General features: G+C 49.9%; 23 protein-coding genes. All 23 read left to right on the top strand.

The genetic code is table 11. The features are described 5' to 3' along the window. Positions 1 to 6: 6 nt before the first annotated feature. The 23 genes from EDM58_RS15765 (at position 7) to EDM58_RS15655 (ending at position 20,203) form a co-directional block, all read left to right on the top strand. Positions 7 to 915, top strand: coding sequence for a MotE family protein (locus tag EDM58_RS15765; RefSeq protein WP_122914184.1), 909 nt, complete (start codon positions 7 to 9; stop codon positions 913 to 915). A 64-nt stretch (positions 916 to 979) separates the two neighbouring features. Continuing rightward, positions 980 to 2,215, top strand: coding sequence for a flagellar hook-length control protein FliK (locus tag EDM58_RS15760; protein WP_122914183.1), 1,236 nt, complete (start codon positions 980 to 982; stop codon positions 2,213 to 2,215). Positions 2,216 to 2,239: 24 nt separating this feature from the next. Beyond that, complete coding sequence (locus EDM58_RS15755; RefSeq protein WP_122914182.1) at positions 2,240 to 2,635, top strand: TIGR02530 family flagellar biosynthesis protein; 396 nt, start codon at positions 2,240 to 2,242, stop codon at positions 2,633 to 2,635. A 98-nt stretch (positions 2,636 to 2,733) separates the two neighbouring features. Continuing rightward, complete coding sequence (flgG, locus tag EDM58_RS15750; RefSeq protein ID WP_031305828.1) at positions 2,734 to 3,555, top strand: flagellar basal body rod protein FlgG; 822 nt, start codon at positions 2,734 to 2,736, stop codon at positions 3,553 to 3,555. A 71-nt stretch (positions 3,556 to 3,626) separates the two neighbouring features. Beyond that, a complete protein-coding gene (locus EDM58_RS15745) occupies positions 3,627 to 3,848 on the top strand; it encodes a flagellar FlbD family protein (protein ID WP_023557151.1) in 222 nt (73 codons plus the stop codon). A gap of 14 nt (positions 3,849 to 3,862) precedes the next feature. Next, complete coding sequence (locus EDM58_RS15740; protein ID WP_023557150.1) at positions 3,863 to 4,318, top strand: flagellar basal body-associated FliL family protein; 456 nt, start codon at positions 3,863 to 3,865, stop codon at positions 4,316 to 4,318. A gap of 39 nt (positions 4,319 to 4,357) precedes the next feature. Further along, positions 4,358 to 5,353, top strand: a complete 996-nt coding sequence (fliM, locus tag EDM58_RS15735; RefSeq protein ID WP_122914181.1) for a flagellar motor switch protein FliM — start codon at positions 4,358 to 4,360, stop codon at positions 5,351 to 5,353. Beyond that, positions 5,346 to 6,692, top strand: a complete 1,347-nt coding sequence (fliY, locus tag EDM58_RS15730; protein WP_122914180.1) for a flagellar motor switch phosphatase FliY — start codon at positions 5,346 to 5,348, stop codon at positions 6,690 to 6,692. Before fliM ends, fliY begins: the two co-directional genes overlap by 8 nt. A 37-nt stretch (positions 6,693 to 6,729) precedes the next feature. After that, positions 6,730 to 7,092 (top strand): response regulator, encoded by a 363-nt coding sequence (locus EDM58_RS15725; RefSeq protein WP_023557147.1) that lies wholly within the window; start codon positions 6,730 to 6,732, stop codon positions 7,090 to 7,092. Continuing rightward, entirely contained in the window at positions 7,092 to 7,769 is a 678-nt protein-coding gene (locus tag EDM58_RS15720) for a flagellar biosynthetic protein FliO (RefSeq protein ID WP_122914179.1), read from the top strand. Before EDM58_RS15725 ends, EDM58_RS15720 begins: the two co-directional genes overlap by 1 nt. Further along, on the top strand, positions 7,766 to 8,530 hold the full coding sequence (fliP, locus tag EDM58_RS15715) for a flagellar type III secretion system pore protein FliP (RefSeq protein WP_122914178.1): 765 nt from the start codon (positions 7,766 to 7,768) through the stop codon (positions 8,528 to 8,530). The genes EDM58_RS15720 and fliP overlap by 4 nt, the downstream gene beginning before the upstream one ends. 28 nt (positions 8,531 to 8,558) lie before the next feature. Then, on the top strand, positions 8,559 to 8,828 hold the full coding sequence (fliQ, locus tag EDM58_RS15710) for a flagellar biosynthesis protein FliQ (RefSeq protein ID WP_023557144.1): 270 nt from the start codon (positions 8,559 to 8,561) through the stop codon (positions 8,826 to 8,828). Positions 8,829 to 8,831: 3 nt separating this feature from the next. After that, complete coding sequence (fliR, locus tag EDM58_RS15705; RefSeq protein WP_122914177.1) at positions 8,832 to 9,608, top strand: flagellar biosynthetic protein FliR; 777 nt, start codon at positions 8,832 to 8,834, stop codon at positions 9,606 to 9,608. A gap of 2 nt (positions 9,609 to 9,610) precedes the next feature. Beyond that, positions 9,611 to 10,708 carry a flagellar biosynthesis protein FlhB gene (gene flhB, locus EDM58_RS15700; protein WP_122914176.1) on the top strand — a complete coding sequence of 366 codons (1,098 nt, stop codon included), beginning with the start codon at positions 9,611 to 9,613 and terminating at the stop codon, positions 10,706 to 10,708. A gap of 18 nt (positions 10,709 to 10,726) precedes the next feature. Further along, positions 10,727 to 12,769: a flagellar biosynthesis protein FlhA gene (flhA, locus tag EDM58_RS15695; RefSeq protein ID WP_122914175.1), complete on the top strand. Its 2,043-nt coding sequence runs from the start codon at positions 10,727 to 10,729 to the stop codon at positions 12,767 to 12,769. Next, positions 12,766 to 14,109, top strand: a complete 1,344-nt coding sequence (flhF, locus tag EDM58_RS15690; protein WP_122914174.1) for a flagellar biosynthesis GTPase FlhF — start codon at positions 12,766 to 12,768, stop codon at positions 14,107 to 14,109. The genes flhA and flhF overlap by 4 nt, the downstream gene beginning before the upstream one ends. A gap of 2 nt (positions 14,110 to 14,111) precedes the next feature. Beyond that, positions 14,112 to 14,975 (top strand): MinD/ParA family protein, encoded by an 864-nt coding sequence (locus tag EDM58_RS15685; RefSeq protein ID WP_122914173.1) that lies wholly within the window; start codon positions 14,112 to 14,114, stop codon positions 14,973 to 14,975. Between the two features lie 33 nt (positions 14,976 to 15,008). Next, the gene (locus tag EDM58_RS15680; protein ID WP_122914172.1) at positions 15,009 to 16,133 is read left to right on the top strand and encodes a protein-glutamate methylesterase/protein-glutamine glutaminase; all 1,125 of its coding nucleotides are present in this window, start codon (positions 15,009 to 15,011) and stop codon (positions 16,131 to 16,133) included. Between the two features lie 20 nt (positions 16,134 to 16,153). After that, positions 16,154 to 18,205: a chemotaxis protein CheA gene (locus EDM58_RS15675; RefSeq protein WP_122914171.1), complete on the top strand. Its 2,052-nt coding sequence runs from the start codon at positions 16,154 to 16,156 to the stop codon at positions 18,203 to 18,205. 16 nt (positions 18,206 to 18,221) lie between these two features. After that, positions 18,222 to 18,698 carry a chemotaxis protein CheW gene (locus EDM58_RS15670; RefSeq protein ID WP_122914170.1) on the top strand — a complete coding sequence of 159 codons (477 nt, stop codon included), beginning with the start codon at positions 18,222 to 18,224 and terminating at the stop codon, positions 18,696 to 18,698. A 5-nt stretch (positions 18,699 to 18,703) separates the two neighbouring features. Continuing rightward, positions 18,704 to 19,330 carry a chemotaxis protein CheC gene (locus EDM58_RS15665; protein ID WP_122914169.1) on the top strand — a complete coding sequence of 209 codons (627 nt, stop codon included), beginning with the start codon at positions 18,704 to 18,706 and terminating at the stop codon, positions 19,328 to 19,330. Beyond that, positions 19,317 to 19,802, top strand: a complete 486-nt coding sequence (locus EDM58_RS15660; protein ID WP_122914168.1) for a chemotaxis protein CheD — start codon at positions 19,317 to 19,319, stop codon at positions 19,800 to 19,802. Before EDM58_RS15665 ends, EDM58_RS15660 begins: the two co-directional genes overlap by 14 nt. Positions 19,803 to 19,804: 2 nt before the next feature. Beyond that, positions 19,805 to 20,203: a hypothetical protein gene (locus EDM58_RS15655; protein ID WP_122914167.1), complete on the top strand. Its 399-nt coding sequence runs from the start codon at positions 19,805 to 19,807 to the stop codon at positions 20,201 to 20,203. Positions 20,204 to 20,219 lie beyond the last annotated feature (16 nt).

Raw genomic sequence — 20,219 nt, 5'->3', positions numbered from 1 at the left:
TACCACATGGAAGAGATCCAAGAAGAACGGGAATACAGCAGGTGGGAATGGTTCTTTTACATGATCGTCATCCCTGCATTGTTTGCCAGCCTCCTTGGTGGCGTGCTCCTCAGCTTTTTAGGTGTCAATGTGCTGGGGAACGTCCTCCAATGGGCAAATAAGATCCCGTACGTGGAGAAAATTGTGCCGGATGACTATGCGGCTCCCTCGAATGTGGATGAAAAAGAAGAGTTGAGCGAAAAAGTGGTCAGCCTGCAAGCTGAACAGGCAAATAAACACCAGGAAATCGCCGCTCTGCAGGGTGAGGCCGCCAAAAAAGATGCTGCAATCCAAGCCCTGGAAAAACAGGTGCAGGACTTAAGCAAGCTTTTGGAAGACAAACGGGCTACAGAGGCCGAACGCCAGCAGCAGTATCAGGATTTGGCGAAGGTTTACACGACGATGTCAGCCAAGAATGCAGCCGCAATCATTGAAAATTTGAGTTTGGATGAATCTGTCACAGTGATGACGAAAATGAAGCCCAATCAGCGGGCAGAGATTCTGGCCAAAATGAATCCGAAGCTGGCTGCCGATATATCGATCCTTTTGAAAGACTCAGTCGTGAACAAGGACGACGACATTGCAGCGTTGCAAGAACGCGTACAGCTTTTGACGAAAGCGCTGAGTGAAACGAGAGATGGAGCTGGCTCGAATAGCGAAGAAGACTTCGCCAAAACGTTTGCCCAGATGCCGGCTGAGGATACGGCAGCCGTCATCCGCTCCATGATGACTACTAACAAGAAAAAGGCCTTATCCCTCCTTTCGGCGATGCCGGAAGACAGACGCGCCCAAACCTTGTCAGCCATTGCCAAGGAAGACAAGAAAAGCAGTGATAATTTAGCGGCGCGTATCTCAGAGGAGTTGCTGCGACAATAGAGTGTCCCCTTGACACTCGAGTCGATTCTATAAGCAACCATACATAATCAGGGAGGTGAATGAAATGAATGTAGCCAATCTTTCCCTGCCGAACGGTGCTTCCGGCACTGTGACGGCACAGGTGGGAACGGCAGCGGGCAGTACCTCTGCCGCAAACGGTTTGGGGGAATTGTTTTCCCTGCAAATGGGCTTTGCTCTGCAAAACCTGCAGGGAGAAGAGAAGGATGCTTTATTGGGTCAAGGCATGAGCGAGGAAGAGATGAAAGCATTGGAAGAACTATTGGCTCTCATCCAGCAGATGTTCGCAGCACAAGACCAAGGGAATGAGGAGATGGAATCCTTCCTCGCGAACAACGGCAAAGCGATCGAGCAATTGATTCAGAAGGTTCAGGTTCCTCTGCCGCAGGTAGCCGTGGATGTGAAACAGCTCCTTGCCAAGCTTGACCAAAACGAGCCAGTATCCGACGAAATGCAAAAGCTTGCTGAGCTTCTCGCCAAGTTGAAAAATGAGCAGGCAGATCTCGGCAACAAGAGAAATCAATCATTGGTTCGCGGTGAAGCCTTTGCGGCAAAAGCATTGATTCAGGATGATTCGAGCAAAGCAATTCAACCGCTTCGCATCAGTCAAGGTTTGTCGGCCTATAAGGCAGAGGCAGGGATCCAGTCCCAAACCGTTCAAGCCAGTGTGCAAACATCCGGCATGATGTTGAATCAGGACAATAGCGAGAGTGGCAATCTGCCTCAATTCGGAGGACAAGCTCCAGTCGCAACGCCTGCTACTGTCCAGTCAGGACAACCATTCCAGCGTGCGGATGTGCCAACTCATCAGGTGACAGCCAATCAATTGCCCGAACAAGTGACGCAGATCTTTGTCAAGCAGATGAACTTGACACAAGTGAACGGCGTGCATACGGCAAAATTGATTCTGAATCCGCAATCGCTCGGGAAGGTAGACGTGACGATTACCTCCAAGAACGGCGTCATTACAGCCCAATTCGCTGCTGAGACGCAAGCGGGCAAGGACATGCTGGACAATCAGCTTGGAACGCTGCGTGCAGCTTTGAGCCAGCAGGGGTTGCAGGTAGAGCGTCTGGAAGTGACGGCGCATCAGCAGTCGGAAAGTTTTAGCTTCCAACAGCAGCGAGAACAGGCGAAGCAGCAGCAGGAGCAACAGTCACAGCAAAAACAACAGGATGAGCAAGCCGAATTTTCTCTGGAGGCCTTGGTTGAAGAGGCTGAAGCTGCCAACCAATGGAACAGACCGAATATGCCATCCCGCGAAATCGATGATATCGCCTAGGATTGGATGAAGGGAGGAAGCAGCATGAACCAATTTCATGTGGGGCAAACCTACTTTCCTCCGAAAACGAATCACGTACCAAAAGCTGCACCACAAGCTGCAACAGGAAGTGGCGTATCCTTTCAGCAGTATCTGACGGAATCGCTTGGCCAGACTGCGAGAAGCAAATCGCTGACTTTTAGCCAGCACGCCATGAACCGATTGCGTGAACGGGGCATATCGCTTGAGAGCCCGCAGCTAGAACGACTGGAATCAGCCGTACAAAAAGCGGCTTCCAAGGGAGCAAAAGAATCGTTGATCTTGATGGACAATGTGGCTTACGTCGTGAGCATCGTAAATCGGAAGATCATTACGGCTGTAGACGAAGGAAGCATGAGGGACAACGTGTTTACCAATATCGACAGCGCCATCTTTGTCTGATGAAAGATGGGATCGTACAGGCTGGACCACGATGATGGGGGCCTGCGGCTGCTGAATGACAGAAGCAGCCAAACCATTTGCAAAAGGAGGAAACACTCATGTTGCGTTCCATGTATTCCGGTATTTCCGGGCTTCGAGGATTTCAAACAAAATTGGATGTGATCGGCAACAACATCGCCAACGTCAACACGGTAGGCTATAAAAAAGGCCGTGTCATGTTTCAGGACATCCTCAGTCAAAACATTCAAGGGGCTGGCGCACCATCCGAGGATGGAGGAAAAGGCGGTACGAATCCGACTCAGATCGGTCTTGGTTCCTCCATCGCTTCCATTGATACCGTGTTTAACGCTGGAAGCCCGATGACGACCAACCTTCCTACGGATTTGTCGATCGAGGGTGACGCTTTCTTCATGGTGAGCCCGGATGAGGGAGAAACAATCTACTATACTCGTGCAGGAAACTTCACGCGTGACGCACAAGGCTTCCTGGTGAATCCGCAGGGACTCAAGCTTCTCGATTCCGGCGGAGGAGCGATCCAAATCAACCAGGCAGACGGCATCATCTCCTATTCGATCGGAAAAGACGGTTCCATCACCACTGTGGATGATACGGGCGCGCTCGATACGCCTTATACCATCGGTTTGATGACCTTCAACAACCCGGGCGGTCTGAAAAAAATCGGAAACTCTCTCTACGAGAATACCGTGAACGCCGGTCCGCGTGATGATGACCCGATGACGCCTACGACAGCAGCAGAAGCGCGTGTCAGCGTGATTGCAGGGCAATTGGAGATGTCCAACGTTGACCTGTCGGAGGAATTTACAGAGATGATCGTAGCTCAGCGCGGATTCCAGGCGAACTCCCGCATCATTACGACATCCGATACAGTACTGGAAGAATTGGTAAACCTGAAGCGTTAATCGGATAGTGGCTGAATAGGAGGAGGAGAGAGTCTCTCCTTCTCCACAGCCAGCAAAAAGGAGCTGTCAATGTGATCAAGTTGACGCGGTTTAACGGGTCTGTCTTTTATTTGAATGCGACGCATATCGAGACTGTCGAGGCGACTCCCGATACGGTAATCACACTCTTCAACGACAGAAAATACATCGTCAAGGATTCTGCGGAGTCTGTCGCGAACCGTGTTCAAGCGTTTTATCAAAATGTTCATCCGGCGACAGGAATACCCAGAATCCCGGATGATGCAAATGAATAGCGGGGGGCATTGCGATGTTTCAAAATCGGTTGTTTAACATGGCACTTATTATTATCATCGCGATTTCTCTTCTGGGTGTCATCTCTTTCGTACTTTGGCAAACGTTTCTTTCGCCTACCTCCCAGACAGCCAATCAGGATGTAAAGGAAGTAAAAGTGCTATCTGCGAAAGAAATGCAGGAATACTCAGTCGATACGGGAGAAATTACGACCAATCTACTCACCAATAACTACATGATTATCCGCTTTACCATTACGGCTGAGGACAAAAATGCCAAGGCAGAGCTGGAGCAGCGTCTCCCGCAAGTAAATCAGGTGATCATTAAGACATTGGCTGGATTGACGCCGGAAGACATCAAGGGGACGGAAGGCGTAAACAAGCTGGAGGCCAAGATCATGAATGAGATCAGCTCCTTGATGCAGGAAGGCAAGATTGTTCAAGTCATTACCACCAAACGTGTCTTGTCATAGAGATTCACGGATGTATACATAGCAAGGAGGTGACGATAGATGGCCGAGGTTCTCTCACAGAGTGAGATTGATGCGTTATTGGCTGCCCTTTCTTCAGGAGAAATGGACGCCAATGAGCTGAAAAAAGAAGAGACTGAGCGCAAGATAAAAGTATACGATTTTAAGCGAGCTTTGCGATTTTCTAAAGATCAGATTCGCGGTCTGACGCGTATCCACGAAAACTACGCGAGACTGTTGACGACATATTTTTCTGCTCAGCTCCGTACCTTCGTGCAAATTACGGTTGCCTCCGTCGATCAATTGCCGTATGACGAGTTTATTCGCTCCATTCCCAAGATGACGATCCTCAATATTTTCGAGGCACCGCCTTTGGAGGGCCGCATGGTTTTGGAAGTGAATCCGAACATCGCCTATACCATGCTGGACCGGCTTTTGGGTGGGCAAGGCGCCATCCCGGACAAGCTGGGGGCACTCACGGAAATTGAAACAACGGTGATGGAAAGAGTGTTTGGAAAGGCGTTGGACACCTTCCACGAGGCATGGAAACAAATCATCGAGTTGGATCCGTACCTGGAAGGCCTGGAGATGAACCCGCAGTTCATGCAGATTGTCTCTCCCAACGAAATTGTTGCGGTTATCTCATTCAGTACAAAAATTGGCGATACAACTGGCATGATCAATTTATGTCTGCCTCACGTCGTGCTGGAACCGATCATGTCCAAGCTTTCAGGACAGTACTGGTTCTCCAAACAAAAGAAGACGCGCGACGAAGAGGAGCGGCTTCGCGTGGAAGAGCGAGTGAAGACAGCCAAGCTGCCAATCATTGCAGAAATGGGAACAGCCACCATTACCGTAGGCGATCTTATGCAATTGCAAAAAGGCGATGTGATTCAACTCGATCAATCGTTGGATAACAAGCTGAAAATCAAGGTAGGCAGCCAATTGAAGTTCCTGGGTCAACCGGGAACGCAAAAAGGACGAATCGCCGTTCAGATCGATGAAGTCATAGAGGAGGGGGAGGAACAAAATGAGTAGAGACATGCTTTCTCAAGACGAGATTGACGCGCTTTTACGCGCAAACAACCTGGTTGAAGATGAAGAGGAAGCCGACGCTGCAGGCAGCACGGACGTCACCGATTATCTGTCCCCATTCGAGCAGGATGCCCTGGGAGAGATCGGAAACATCTCATTCGGGAGTGCTGCTACGGCCTTGTCTACCCTGTTGAGCAGAAAAGTAGACATCACGACCCCAACCGTATCGGTTGTGAACGTGAGTGAACTGGAAAATGAATTTCCGATCCCCCACGTAGCCGTTCACGTCGAATATACAGATGGATTCAAAGGTACCAATGTATTGGTAATCCGCATGGAAGACGCAGCTGTCATCGCCGACCTGATGATGGGGGGCGAAGGACGTCCGGAAAATACGGAGCTTACGGAATTGCACATTAGTGCCGTACAGGAAGCCATGAACCAGATGATGGGTTCCTCTGCTACGTCCATGTCCACGATCTTTAACCAGTTTATCAACATCACTCCACCAGGAATTGATGTGATGGATCTGGCACAAGGAAAGGGTGGGGACAGCTTTACAGAGGACGACAGTCCGCTAGTGAAGGTCTCGTTCCGTTTGAAAGTAGGCGATCAGGGCGAATTAATCGATTCCAACATCATGCAGCTTTTGCCCTTGCATTTTGCCAAGGACATGATTGAGAGGTTAGTGGGCGGGTCCGAGGAAGAAACGGCCGCGGCCGCACCTGTAGCAGAAATGGAGATGCCCGCAATTCCGATTCCTTCGCCACAGGCGGTTCATGCGCAGCCTGAGTCTTCACAAACACCACCTGCAGCACCGCCTAGCGCACCATCTTCGCCTGACCAGATGTACCAACAGCCGCCATCGGGGTATGCACAACCGCCAATGGGTTATCCCGGTCAACCGATGTATCCGGACGCGTATGCTGTTCCTCCCGGCTACGTGCCTTACCCGCCGCCGTATCAAGCGCCTCCTGCACCGCAGGCACCGCAACACTACGGCAATCCGATGGTGAACCAGGCAAATGTCAAACCAGCACAATTTGCCCCACTTGGAGGTGGTCCTATGGGTTACGCAGAAGAGCAGAATCTGAACTTGTTGATGGATATTCCGTTGCAAGTGACCGTTGAGTTGGGACGCACCAAGAAGCTGATCCGGGAAATTCTCGATTTGTCTGCAGGTTCCATCATCCAGTTGGACAAGCTCGCTGGAGAACATGTAGACATCCTGGTGAACAACAAGTTGATTGCCAAAGGGGAAGTTGTTGTCATTGATGAGAACTTTGGTGTTCGTGTGACGGATATCATTAGCCCGATTGATCGTGTTCAAAAGTTGCAATAAAACAAAATTCATTGTCAAGCATTAGGAGGAACGATCCATGTCTAACAAGGTACTAATTGTAGATGACGCTGCTTTCATGCGCATGATGATCAAGGAAATTCTGTCGAAAAACGGCTATACCGTCGTTGGAGAAGCAAGCGATGGAGCACAGGCTGTAGAAAAATACAAAGAACTTGGTCCTGACCTCGTAACCATGGATATCACCATGCCAGAGATGGACGGGATTGCCGCTTTGAAGGAGATCAAAAAAATGGATCCAAACGCTCGTGTCATCATGTGTTCCGCGATGGGGCAACAAGCGATGGTCATTGATGCGATTCAGGCGGGCGCAAAAGATTTCATCGTGAAGCCGTTCCAGGCAGATCGCGTCTTGGAAGCGATCAAAAAGACCTTGAGCTGATGAAACGAATCTGGATTATAGGGACGCGGCTATTTTGGGTTGTCTGTCTCACGATGCTACTCGTCGCCTCCCTTCCGACTTTGGCCATGGCTGAAGGAGGGACCGTATTCGATGAGATCAACAATGGAAAGTCGACATCGAGCAATGCGCCCGCCGGCGAAGTTCAACAGCCGGCGGCCATTCCCGGTAGCGAGACAGGCAGCATGCTTGGTTATCTCGTTCAGGTGATTTTTTCTCTCGGCTTCATCATTGTTTTGATCTATGGAGTACTGCGTTTTTTGGGAAAAAAGCAGCTTGGTCAGACACAAGGCCCCATTAAAATCATCAGTGCTGCGCCGCTCGGCAACGGAAAGACGTTGCAAGTGATCATGATCGGCGATCGGCTCTACATCGTAGGTGTAGGAGAGAACGTGCAATTGCTGAAAGAGATCGAGCCGGGAGAAGAAGCCGATGTCATCCTGGCAGATGCTGAAATCCCTCCGCTACGAAAGACATTTTCTTGGCTGCCATTCGGCAAAAAGAAAGACGTTGAGGAAGAAATGCTGTTTACCGGCCATATGGATGGAAAGTCATTTGAGGAATTACTGAATTCACAGTGGAACGATCAAAAGAAGCGCCCCGTTCAAAAAAAGGAGTGGGGAAGCGAGGAACCACAGGACAGAGGGGACCGGAGATGAAATTTTTTTGGCAGTTGCTGGTGGTTGCCGTTACCTTGCTGGCAATCCCGAATATGGTCTTGGCAGCTCCCGTGGGGACACCGCTTATTCCAACCATTGATTTGCAGATAGGGGGCGGAAACGGTACGCCACAGGAGACATCCTCAGCCATTCAGCTTTTGCTGATCTTGACGGTGTTGTCTGTCGCACCTGCAATTCTGCTCTTGATGACTAGTTTTACGCGCATCATAATCGTGCTCTCCTTCGTTCGCAATGCATTGGCGACGCAGCAGATGCCTCCCAACCAAGTGTTGATTGCGCTCGCGATGTTTATGACCTTTTTTATCATGGCTCCTACCTTTGCCAAAGTAAATGAAGTGGCTGTGCAGCCCTTTATGCAAGGCCAGCTTACGCAAGAGCAGGCGTTTGATGCAGCGGTCATCCCTTTTAAGGAATTCATGGCGAAACAGACCCGGGAAAAAGACTTGAAGCTTTTTCTGGAATATACGAAGGCGGAAAGGCCTACTACGATCGAGGATATTCCTCTTAGTGCGCTTGTACCGGCTTATGCAATCAGTGAATTAAAAACAGCTTTCCAGATCGGCTTTATGATTTTTATCCCGTTTCTCATGATTGATTTGATTATCTCCAGTATCTTGATGGGGATGGGGATGATGATGTTGCCGCCCGTCATGATTTCATTGCCGTTCAAAATCCTGTTGTTCATTATGGTGGACGGATGGTATTTAGTGGTGAAGTCGCTTTTGACGAGCTTTGGCTAATTTGTAAAGGGCAAGAGGAGGTAGAGGGATGACACAAGAACTGCTGATGCAAGTTGCCCAAAATGCTGTTTACACCATCCTTCTGGTGGCTGCCCCTGCACTCGGGATCGCCCTGTTGATCGGTTTGAGTGTAAGTATTTTTCAAGCAACGACACAAATCCAGGAGCAGACTCTCGCATTCATTCCAAAAATTGTGGGTGTCTTCGTTATCATCCTTGCAGTAGGACCATGGATGCTGCAGACCATGCTTGATTTTGCGATGGGTATTCTCGGGAATCTCCATCGGTTTGTAGGGTAGCGTATGGAACTGATTCTCATGCAATTACCTGCTTTCCTACTCGTTTTTGTTCGCATGACGGCGTTTTTTGTTTCTGCACCGTTTTTTAATCTGCGCAATGTGCCAGGCCAATTTAAAATTGCTTTGGGCTTTCTCATGGCGTTGATCAGCTATCAATTCGTACCGGCGATTGGACCTATTCCGATGGATCTGACTTTTGTGATCCATGTACTCAAGGAGGTTCTTGTCGGCATTATCCTCGGGTTAATCTGTGAGATGATGTACACAGCGATACGGGTAGCAGGCGGAATGATGGATTTGCAGATGGGCTTAGCGATGGCGAACGTCGTAGACCCGAATACCGGAGCGTATGTACCCGTTACGGGTAATTTCAAGAACATTCTAGCCACACTATATTTTTTTAGTATAGACGGACATCATATGTTGATTCGTGGGATTATCAGCAGCTACCAGGTTATTCCTCTGGATCGCATGTGGGCTCCGATCGGCAGTGAGCAGGTCATGATGACAGCCGTAAAAGTCTTTTTGCAAATGTTTTTGAGCGCCTTCATGATCGCAGCACCATTGGTCGTTGCCTTGTTCCTGGTCGATGTATCACTTGGGATTGTGGCGAAATCCGTACCGCAATTCAACATCTTTGTTGTCGGCTTGCCGATCAAATTGTTGGCTGGGTTTGCGCTTTTAGTCGTTCTGATGCCGGCATTTCTGCTTACGCTGAATGGCTTGTTTGAAAAAATGTTCCGCGGGCTTGCGGAGATGATGAAATGGCTCGGAGGATAAGCATGAAACGCATACAGTTTGCCTATCCTGTTGACTTGCAGTATTTCAATGGAGAAAAGACAGAAAAAGCAACCCCCAAGAAGCGGGATGACGCCCGAAAAAAAGGACAGGTTGCCAAAAGCTCAGATCTTTCTCCCGCGATTGCCTTGACTGCCTTTTTTGTCCTCTTGCTCATGACTGGCTCCTCCATGCTTGAGACGTTTCAAGGAATCATGCGGGAGTCGCTCGTTACATACAGCGGTTTGCAGCTTACGCCGGATAACCTGAGATTTATCGTCACGCATTTGATCTTTGAGGCTGTTAAGATCGTGGCACCCGTGATGGCAGTCTCTTTTCTTATCGCATTGATCGTCAATTACATGCAAGTGGGATGGTTGTTTACAACCAAACCTCTGGAATTGAAACTGGAGAAGCTCGACCCGATTAAAGGAGCGAAAAAACTATTCTCCCTGCGATCCATTGTTGAACTTTTTAAATCACTATTAAAAATCAGTGCCGGAATTTTTATCGCTTATCTTATTTTATGGGACGCAAAAGAAGAATTGGTACAGCTATCATTGCTCTCCCTTGGAGCTGTTTTGACCTTTGCCGCGGGAAAAGTGGTCAAGCTGGGTGTCTATATAGGTTTGCTGCTTTTCATTTTTGCGGTGCTAGATTACATATACCAGCGATACGAGCATGAGAAAAATCTGCGCATGTCCAAGCAGGACATCAAGGATGAACATAAGCAAGCGGAGGGTGACCCGTTAATTAAAGGAAAAATCCGCGAGAGACAAAGAAGCATGGCCGTCAGACGGATGATGCAGGATTTGCCCAAAGCGGATGTCATCATTACCAACCCTACTCACTTCGCCGTAGCGATACGCTACGATGCGAATGATATGAGTGCCCCTACGGTGATCGCCAAAGGGCAGGACTACCTTGCTTTGAAGATCAGGGAAGTCGCCAAGAAGCACCGTATCATTACAATGGAAAACAAGCCCTTGGCCAGGGCTCTTTATAGTCAGGTCGAGATTGGTCAACAAATTCCCGAAGAGTTGTTTAAAGCGGTCGCGGAAGTTCTCGCGTACGTCTACAAGCTGCAGGGGAAAGTGAAATAAGAGGAAGGAGGATCTACAGTGGGATTTCGTTATAAAGAGCTAGGAACCGTCTTATTTGTTATCAGTATTGTAGTCATGATGGTGATCCCACTCCCTTCAGAGCTGCTTGACTTGCTGCTGATTCTCAATATCTCCCTTGCGTTAACCATTTTGCTTGTTTCGATGTATACAAAGGAAGTTCTGGATTTTTCTATCTTTCCTACCGTGTTGCTCATTACTACACTCTTTCGCCTAGCACTGAACGTATCGACGACGCGCAACATTCTCTCAGAAGGAGAGGGTGGCAAGGTAATCGAGACCTTCGGAAGTTTCGTCGTCGGCGGTAACCAGGTGGTAGGCTTCGTTGTCTTTCTGATCCTCATTATTATTCAATTTATCGTAATCACCAAGGGCTCCGAGCGCGTCGCAGAGGTAGCCGCTCGCTTTACGCTCGATGCGATGCCAGGTAAGCAGATGAGCATCGATGCGGACCTGAATGCCGGAATGATTACGGAAGCGGATGCAAGGGCACGGCGCAAGAAGATCGAAAATGAAGCAGACTTTTACGGCTCGATGGATGGTGCGAGCAAATTCGTTAAAGGGGATGCGATTGCCGGAATTGTCATCTTTATTGTCAACATCATCGGTGGCTTTATCATCGGGATGCTGATTCATGGAATGAGCTTTGCAGAGTCGGCTTCTCGCTTCACCACCATGTCCGTCGGGGATGCTCTAGTCAGCCAGATTCCGGCGTTGCTGATCTCCACGGCTGCCGGTATTATCGTTACCCGCAATACATCGGGAGAAGGTTTGGGTGAGGATATTGCGAAGCAGATGTTTGGCTTCCCACGTTTGCTGTACATCGTATCGGGATGCATCCTGCTGCTTGGCTTGTTCACACCAATTGGCCTTTTGCCGGTCATACCCGTAGTCGGGATCATGGCTTTTGCAGGGTGGAAGCTCGCCAGTAAACAAAAAAACGAGCTGCAGGAATCGGCGGACCTGGTGGAAGAACAGCAGATCGAAGAAGTACGCAGCCCGGAAAGCGTCGTCAATCTTCTGCAGGTCGACCCGATCGAGTTCGAGTTCGGTTATGGCTTGATCCCCTTGGCTGATGTGCGGCAGGGTGGAGACTTGCTGGATCGCGTCATCATGATTCGACGCCAGATCGCCTTGGAGATGGGGATTGTTGTGCCGGTCATTCGGATTCGCGACAATATTCAGCTTCGTCCCAATGAATATATGATTAAAATCAAGGGCAACCAAGTGGCAAAAGGGGAGATCATGCTCGATCATTACCTGGCAATGAGCCCGGGAATCGAGGATGATTCCGTAATTGGAATAGAAACAGTGGAACCCGCGTTTGGATTGCCTGCATTATGGGTAACAGAAGAGAATAAGGAAATAGCTGAGATGTCTGGCTACACCGTAGTCGATCCTCCATCTGTGGTTGCGACCCACCTGACAGAAGTGGTGAAACGCCATGCTCATGAATTGCTGGGCAGACAGGAGACGCGCGCGCTTATCGACAATGTTCGAGAAACTGCGCCTGTGCTGGTGGATGAGCTGATCCCAAGTGCGCTTTCGATTGGCGATGTGCAAAAGGTTCTGCAAAAATTGCTGCGGGAAAAAGTCTCTATCCGCAATCTCCCTGTCATCCTGGAAGCGTTGGCTGATCACGCAATCTACACGAAGGATCCTGAGGTGCTGACGGAATATGTAAGACAGGCGATGTCCCGTCAAATCACCCTGCAGTATACGGAACCGGGGCAACCATTGCGCGTCCTGACCGCAGGGGCGGGTCTTGAGAAAGCGATTTCTGAACGCATCGAACAGTCTGAGCAGGGAAGTTATCTCGCGATGGACCCGGAAACGTCACAACGGATCTACCAGGTGATGTCATCAGAGGTGAGCAAGATGGTGAATTCCGGCCAGCAGCCGATTCTTCTCTCCTCACCAGCGATTCGCATGTATTTGCGCCAATTGCTGGATCGGATGATGCCGGACATCCCCGTGTTGTCGTACAGCGAACTGGAACCTCATGTTGAAGTGCAAAGTGTAGGGATGGTGAACATTTCGTGAGAGTGAAGCGGTACATAGTCGATTCCATGCCGCAAGCGATGGAAAAAATCAGAATGGATCTGGGGAGCGATGCCGTCATCCTGAATTCCAAGCCGATCAAGACGGGTGGCGTATTCGGGATGTTCGGCAAACAAAGAATCGAAGTAATAGCTGCTGTCGAGGAAAAGGCGGCAGAGGAGACAAGAACCCCTGCATTGAATCGGCAAGGTGATGTACCGTCTCACGCTATGGCAGGAACGTACACCGCCAAGCAAGCGTACGGTCGATCGGCGTCAACAGCTGCCGCTGTGCACACAGCAACAAGGACAGTACACCAGGAAGGGCAAACCGCAGCCATCGCGACACCTCCTAGAGAGGACCTTGCTGATAAGGCGGAACAAGCCGGACGAGAAGAGGGCCAGCAGTCTTCCCAACCTGCGGAAGCCGCTGCTCGCGCAAATCGGCAATTTGTACGTCAAGCTGACGCAGCAGCAACGGATCAATTAGCGAACGAAGTGCGGGACATGCGCAAAATGTTCGAAAAGCTGCTGGTTCACGATCTGAGTCAGCAGCTTCCTGAAGCTTTTCAAGCGGTGCGAGGAAGGCTGGTAGAGCAGGAAGTAATCGAGGAGTGGGCCGCCGAGATCATTGGGCGCATGATGGAGTCGACTTCACCCGGTCAAGTATGGACAGAGATGGAAGCGCGCAAGGCGAGCAAGACGATCATTGCAGAAATCTTGCAGAGCAGCGGACAACCTCAAGTCAAGCTAGACAAGCAAATCAAATACGCCTTTTTCTTCGGCCCTACGGGGGTTGGGAAGACGACGACGATCGCCAAGCTTGCCGCTAACAGCATGTTGAAGGACAAAAGAAAAATCGGCTTCATCACTGCCGATACTTACCGGATGGCTGCAGTCGAACAGTTGAAAACCTATGCGAATATCCTGAATGTTCCTTTGGAGGTAGTCTTTTCACCGAAGGAAATGACACAGGCGATGGAACGCCTCAGTGATTGTGATCTGATTTTTGTGGATACGGCAGGGCGCAATTTCCGCAATGATGAGTATGTGCAAGGGATCCGCGAGTTAATTCAACACGGAAAAAACAGCGTGAACTACTTGGTGCTCAGCCTGACATCCAAATACAGTGACATGAAGGCCATTATCCAAAATTTTTCAGAAGTACCCGTCAGTCAGATCATCTTTACAAAAGCGGATGAAACGCATAGCTATGGCAGCATGCTGAATGTAGCCAGGGAGACGGGATTTGCCCTCTCCTACATTACGACAGGACAAAACGTGCCGGATGACATTATGGCGGCCACACCTGAAATGATCGCTGCCATGATCATGGGAGATTGAGGATGCGCGACCAAGCAGAACAACTTCGTGAACGGATGCTACGGACTAACCAGCCGCGTACAACGAAACTGGTGACAGTGACGAGCGGAAAAGGTGGCGTTGGCAAATCCAATTTCAGCCTGAATTTCGGTCTTGGGTTAATAGAAAAAGGTCATCGGACAGTATTGTTCGACGTCGACCTGGGAATGGCCAATCTGGACGTCTTAATGGGAATCACACCAAAGAAACATCTTTTTCATCTGCTGGAGCCAGATACCACAGTATGGGATATTTTGGAAAAAGGGCCGGGAGATCTGGAGTTTATCGCGGGCGGCTCGGGCTTTACGCAAATCATGCAGCTTGAGGACGAGAAGCTGGATCGCTTGTTCTCTCAGCTCGATCCATTGCAGGGGTATGCGGACACGATCATTTTTGATACAGGTGCAGGGCTTTCCCATGAATCGATTCGATTCATGCTAGCATCGGATGAAGTGATTCTGGTGACGACGCCGGAACCACCTGCGATTACGGATGCCTACGCGGTCATCAAAATGCTGCACAGCCGCAATCCAGACATTACCATACGCCTTGTCATCAATCGGGTTACCTCGGAACGTGAAGGAATACAGACCATCGACAAGCTGGCGATGGTGGCAAAGCGTTTTTTGAACATGAACATCCAATCTCTTGGATACGTCACAGACGATCATCATGTATCCAAGGCAGTAAAGCAACAACGTCCGTTTCTCCTTGCATATCCGGATTCGCAAGCCTCGAAGAGCATTCGCAAACTGGTGGGACAATACCTGCACAATTCCCAGGGAGCGCCTGAGCAAACGAGTGGACTCAAGGGGTTTATTGCGAAATTGAAACACTTCATTCGATAGGGCAACAGGAGATAGGAAGGAGATACATAGGGTATGAGCAAAATTCGCGTTCTAGTCACAGATGATTCCGCATTCATGCGAAAAGTGATTTCCGATATCCTCGCTGAAAATCCGGATATCGAGGTCATCGATCGTGCGAGAAATGGCCTTGAATGTATTGAGAAATGCAACAAGCTGAAACCGGATGTGCTGACACTGGACATTGAAATGCCAGTCATGGACGGCTTGGAAGCACTCGAACGTTTGATGCGAGATAATCCCGTTCCTACCGTGATGATCAGCAGTCTGACGAGAGAAGGGGCTGATGCAACGATTCGGGCGTTGGAACTGGGCGCATTTGACTTCGTGACGAAACCCTCCGGTCCGATCTCGCTCGATATTCACAAGGTGGCGGAAAGGCTCGTCGAACGAGTAAGAGCTGCAGCTGCTTCCAAGCCGCGCAAACGAAAGCTTGCAGTAGAGGACACAAGAAGCGAGAAAGCGCCACAGAGTACGCCTCCTGAGGCGAGGGCAGCCAAGCCCCTTGTTTTTACCCCGCCTGCTCCTCCACCAACTCCAGTAACCAGACCGCCACTGCAACGGGGAAAGCAGAAGCTGGTGGTTTTGGGTACCTCGACAGGGGGACCGAAAGCTTTGCAGACAGTGTTGACGAGCTTGCCGGGCAACTTTGATGCTCCGATCGCAATTGTTCAGCACATGCCTGCCGGATTTACGAAATCGCTTGCGCAGCGCCTTAATTCTTTGTCCCAGATTCAGGTGACGGAAGTGAAGGACGGCGAATTCCTGGAGCCGGGAACGGCGTATATCGCACCAGGGGGATATCATTTTGAGGTTCATGCAAACAACGGGCGCTTGCAAGCACATTTACACCAGCAGGAACCGAGAGCCGGTCATCGTCCTTCTGTAGACGTTCTATTTGAATCAGCAAGCAGATTGACAAATGTCGACAAATGGGCAATCATCATGACAGGTATGGGAAATGATGGTACAAAAGGACTACAGCAGATGAAGCAGAGCGGGATCGTGACGAGCATTGTTGAGGATGAATCTACTTGTATCGTCTACGGCATGCCGCGAGCGGCCTTTCAAGCAGGTCTTGCTGATCATGTTGCTCCTTTGGAAAAGATACCAGAGCTGTTGTACAAGCTCTTGCACTGATTTTGGGAGGTGGACCACCTATGGATATGAATCAGTATTTGGACATGTTTATTGAAGAGTCAAAAGAACACTTGCAAGCGATCAACGAAAATCTCCTGATCCTGGAAAACGATCCTGCAAATATCCAGATTGTCAATGAAATTTTCCGATCCGCTCACACGTTAAAGGGAATGTCAGCGACCATGGGCTTCGAAGATATGGCGAGCTTGACACATGAAGCGGAAAATGTGCTGGATCTGATCCGCAATAACAAGCTGACAATCAACAGCGATATAATGGATGTTATTTTTCAGAGTGTGGATTTGATTGAGGGTATGGTCATCCATATTACGGAGGGCGGCGACGGATCGGCAGACGTATCTGATCCTGTCCGTAAGCTTCGCGCAATCGTGGCGGGTGATTTTACGGCGCAGCAGGAGGTAGCTGCAGCTGCTTCCGTAGCAGAGCCAGAGGTGCAGGCAGCGTCTGTCGGCAACGAAGCCGCCAAGCCGGATCTCGATCTGGATGATTATGCCCAAACTGTATTGAAGCAGTCCAAAGATTCGGGCAATAATCTCCTCTGGATCAAAGTGATCTTGAATGAAAACTGCTTGCTAAAGGCTGCCCGTGCGTACATGGTTTTTGATCAACTGGAATCGTTGGGCGAAGTGATCAAAACGACGCCTGCTGTGCAAGAGATTGAAAATGAGCGTTTTGATCTCTCCTTTGAAGTCGTGTTCGTCACGATGCATCCGATTGAAAAAGTACGCACAGCGATTCAGAACATCTCGGAGATTCAAGAGGTTCAGATCGATACGATTGATCTGAAGGCTCCTCAGGCAGAGCCCCCAGCCGTACAGCCCGAAGCGCCTGCCTCGAATGCTGCAGCTCCCAAAAAGGCAGAGACTGCACAGCCTGCCGCTACTCGCAAAGTCGCTGCTGGAGGAAAAACAATCCGCGTTGATATTGAACGCCTTGACATTTTGATGAATCTCTTCAGTGAGCTCGTGATCGACCGTGGGCGCTTGGAGCAATTGGCTCGGGAGATCGGTAAGAGCGAGCTGCAAGAAACAGTTGAGCACATGAGCCGGATCAGCGGGGACTTGCAGAATATTATCTTGACCATGCGAATGGTACCAGTCGAGCAGGTATTCAACCGTTTCCCAAGGATGATTCGCGACCTGGCGAAAGATCTGAATAAAAAAGTGAATCTGGAGATTTTCGGGGCGGAGACAGAACTGGACCGCACCGTTATTGACGAGATTGGCGATCCGCTCGTTCACCTGCTGCGTAATTCCCTCGACCACGGTATCGAATCCGTAACCGATCGCAGGAATGCCGGCAAGCCGGAGGAAGGGACAATTGAGCTTCGCGCCTTCCATAGCGGCAATCATGTCTTTATCGAAGTGAAGGACGATGGTGCCGGAATCAACAAGGAAAAAGTGCTGAAAAAAGCAATCGAGCGCGGCATCGTCTCCCAGGCGGCTGCCGAGACGATGACTGACAAGCAGATCCATGAGCTTTTGTTCGCTTCAGGGTTCAGCACCGCAGATGTCATTTCCGATATTTCCGGCCGCGGTGTAGGGCTGGACGTCGTAAAATCCAAAATCGTAGCGTTGGGCGGCAGTGTCAGTGTTGACTCAGTCCGCGGGAAAGGTACCACGTTCCTCGTGCAGCTGCCGCTGACTCTCTCGATTATCTCGGCGATGCTGGTTCAAGTGAAGAACGAGAAATATGCCGTACCGCTCAGTTCCATTATCGAGACGGCTGTATTCAAAAAAGACCAGATCATGATGGCTCATCGCCAAAAAGTCATCGACTTCCGCGGCCGTGTCGTCCCGCTCGTCTCGCTTGAGGAAATCTTCCAGGTGCCGAGCAATCAGGCAGAGACAGATGACGAGGTTGCAGTAGTCATTGTGCGAAAAGGGGAGAAAATGGCGGGTCTGGTCGTCGACTCCTTTATCGGACAACAGGAAATCGTCTTGAAGTCTCTCGGCAAGTATTTGGTGAATGTTTTCGCGATTTCCGGCGCAACCATTCTCGGGGATGGACAAGTAGCACTGATTATTGATTGCAACGCATTGATCAAGTAGAAGGAGGGGCAGCCACATGCTCGAGCAAAAAGCGATCGTAGGCGAAGTAAAAGTGATTGTCTTTCGGTTACAAGACGAGGAATACGGCGTGGAAGTGCAACAGGTAAAGGCTATCGAAAAGCTGGAACACATCACACGCGTCCCTCGCACTCCGAAGTTTGTCAAAGGAGTCATCAACCTGCGCGGGGTCGTGACTCCGATCATTGACCTGAGAAAGCGGTTTGAACTGGAGGAAAGCGAGTATTCGGACTCTACGAGAACGATTATCGTCGCGGTAGGAGATTTGGAAGTAGGTTTGATTGTAGATGCCGCCAATGATGTGATTGATATACCTGTGGATGCGATCGAACCGCCTCCAGAGGTAGTAGGTGGAGTAGAAGCTGCCTATCTGCGCGGCGTTGCCAAGCTTGACAATCGCCTGTTGATTCTGTTGAACCTCGACAAAGTGTTGAGCACAGAGGAAATCAATCAGTTGGACGCATTAGAGGGATAAGTAACATGGCCTACTTTACAAAATTCGGGGATTTCCAGTTCGACGTTTTGCGTGAGATCGGGAATATCGGTGCCGGACATGCGGCTACGGCTCTGTCGCAACTCATGCAGAAAGCGATCGACATGAAGGTGCCGCAAGTACGGATAATCCCGTTCGATGAAGTAGCTGACTGTGTGGGTGGAGCAGAGAATGTAGTTGTGACTGTCTTTCTTCGCGTGGAGGGAGACAGTCCCGGCAACATGTTCTTTATCCTTGACTTGGATTCAGCCAGACACCTCCTCACGCAGATAACAGGGATCAACAAAGAAGTGGAGGAATGGGATGAACTCCAGGTTTCCGCCTTGCGCGAGGTCGGGAATATCCTCACAGGTTCTTATCTCTCCTCGCTGGCTGATCTGACCAAGTTAAATCTTCAGCCATCTGTTCCTGGACTTGCCGTCGATATGGCAGGTGCGATTCTCAGCTATGGATTGTATGCTTTAGGACAGTCTGGAGATTTTGCGCTCACCATAGATACTGCTTTTTTTGAAGGAAACGAGCAAGTAAAAGGCAACTTCTTTTTGATACCAGATCCGGAATCATTACCGATACTATTTCGTTCACTAGGAGTTCCGTTCGATGGAGATTATTAAGATTGGAATGGCCGATCTCGGTGTGGCGAAACCACCCAGCCGGTTGCGTACCACGGGCTTGGGCTCATGCGTAGGCGTCGTCCTCTACGATCATGTCCACAAGGTCGCCGGTATGGCTCACGTAATGCTCCCTGAATCGTCGTTGGCAAAGGGCGGGGAGCTGTCAGTGGGAAAATACGCGGATACGGCAATTCCCTACTTGATCCAGCAGATGCAAAACGAAGGCGCAGCACCTCGGAATATGGTTGCCAAGTTAGCTGGAGGCGCCCAAATGTTCGCCTTTCTCGGGGGCAATGACATGATGCGAATCGGGCCGCGCAACGTAGAAGCCTGCAAAATGGCTTTACAGGCTGCACAGATTAAGGTTATTGCGGAAGATACGGGAGGAAATTGCGGTAGAACCATCGAGTTTGACTCGACGACAGGCGTCTTGCAGATCCGAACCGTAAATCAAGGTGTGAAGGAAGTATAGGTATGCTGGGAACCATGTGGATTAATACAGGATTGGCCCTTCTTGCATGTGTTGTTACATTCATTGTCGCTATGATGAGCAACGTCTGGCTAGTTTCCTTGGAGCGTGCCGGTTTTGCCTTTCTGCTGTTTTTCCTGGCTGCTTTCCCGATACGCTGGTTGTTTGGGATTATCACGCAGTCAGCAGCTCCAGCTTCAGAGGAAGAGAACATAGACGGAGTGGCGGCTGCGTCTCCCATGACTCCAGCGGGATCGGAAGAAGGGGTGGAAGGGACAGAGGTTTCGGATTCAGATGAGGAGGATTCCTTTACTCCGCTTACATTTTCCCGCCAGGATCACACTCATTTAGCTGAGGATCCCACCACCGTTGCAGAGGTTATTCGGCGCTTATCAGATGAGTAAAGGTTGGTGACTAATT

It is taken from the genome of Brevibacillus panacihumi (genome assembly GCF_003710985.1).
Classification (GTDB): domain Bacteria; phylum Bacillota; class Bacilli; order Brevibacillales; family Brevibacillaceae; genus Brevibacillus; species Brevibacillus panacihumi.
Note: the sequence above shows the minus strand (reverse complement) of the source record. Positions and strands in the feature narration are given on the sequence as shown.

Excerpts from the sequence above, each read along its gene's own strand:
- EDM58_RS15665 (WP_122914169.1), top strand. The coding sequence starts at position 18,704 with ATGGCCTACTTTACAAAATTCGGGGATTTCCAGTTCGACGTTTTGCGT.
- flgG (WP_031305828.1), top strand. The coding sequence starts at position 2,734 with ATGTTGCGTTCCATGTATTCCGGTATTTCCGGGCTTCGAGGATTTCAA.
- fliP (WP_122914178.1), top strand. The coding sequence starts at position 7,766 with ATGAAATTTTTTTGGCAGTTGCTGGTGGTTGCCGTTACCTTGCTGGCA.
- EDM58_RS15720 (WP_122914179.1), top strand. The coding sequence starts at position 7,092 with ATGAAACGAATCTGGATTATAGGGACGCGGCTATTTTGGGTTGTCTGT.
- fliY (WP_122914180.1), top strand. The coding sequence starts at position 5,346 with ATGAGTAGAGACATGCTTTCTCAAGACGAGATTGACGCGCTTTTACGC.
- EDM58_RS15675 (WP_122914171.1), top strand. The coding sequence starts at position 16,154 with ATGGATATGAATCAGTATTTGGACATGTTTATTGAAGAGTCAAAAGAA.
- EDM58_RS15660 (WP_122914168.1), top strand. The coding sequence starts at position 19,317 with ATGGAGATTATTAAGATTGGAATGGCCGATCTCGGTGTGGCGAAACCA.
- fliQ (WP_023557144.1), top strand. The coding sequence starts at position 8,559 with ATGACACAAGAACTGCTGATGCAAGTTGCCCAAAATGCTGTTTACACC.
- EDM58_RS15725 (WP_023557147.1), top strand. The coding sequence starts at position 6,730 with ATGTCTAACAAGGTACTAATTGTAGATGACGCTGCTTTCATGCGCATG.
- EDM58_RS15760 (WP_122914183.1), top strand. The coding sequence starts at position 980 with ATGAATGTAGCCAATCTTTCCCTGCCGAACGGTGCTTCCGGCACTGTG.
- fliR (WP_122914177.1), top strand. The coding sequence starts at position 8,832 with ATGGAACTGATTCTCATGCAATTACCTGCTTTCCTACTCGTTTTTGTT.
- EDM58_RS15680 (WP_122914172.1), top strand. The coding sequence starts at position 15,009 with ATGAGCAAAATTCGCGTTCTAGTCACAGATGATTCCGCATTCATGCGA.
- flhB (WP_122914176.1), top strand. The coding sequence starts at position 9,611 with ATGAAACGCATACAGTTTGCCTATCCTGTTGACTTGCAGTATTTCAAT.
- EDM58_RS15740 (WP_023557150.1), top strand. The coding sequence starts at position 3,863 with ATGTTTCAAAATCGGTTGTTTAACATGGCACTTATTATTATCATCGCG.
- fliM (WP_122914181.1), top strand. The coding sequence starts at position 4,358 with ATGGCCGAGGTTCTCTCACAGAGTGAGATTGATGCGTTATTGGCTGCC.
- EDM58_RS15655 (WP_122914167.1), top strand. The coding sequence starts at position 19,805 with ATGCTGGGAACCATGTGGATTAATACAGGATTGGCCCTTCTTGCATGT.
- EDM58_RS15685 (WP_122914173.1), top strand. The coding sequence starts at position 14,112 with ATGCGCGACCAAGCAGAACAACTTCGTGAACGGATGCTACGGACTAAC.
- EDM58_RS15755 (WP_122914182.1), top strand. The coding sequence starts at position 2,240 with ATGAACCAATTTCATGTGGGGCAAACCTACTTTCCTCCGAAAACGAAT.
- EDM58_RS15670 (WP_122914170.1), top strand. The coding sequence starts at position 18,222 with ATGCTCGAGCAAAAAGCGATCGTAGGCGAAGTAAAAGTGATTGTCTTT.
- EDM58_RS15765 (WP_122914184.1), top strand. The coding sequence starts at position 7 with ATGGAAGAGATCCAAGAAGAACGGGAATACAGCAGGTGGGAATGGTTC.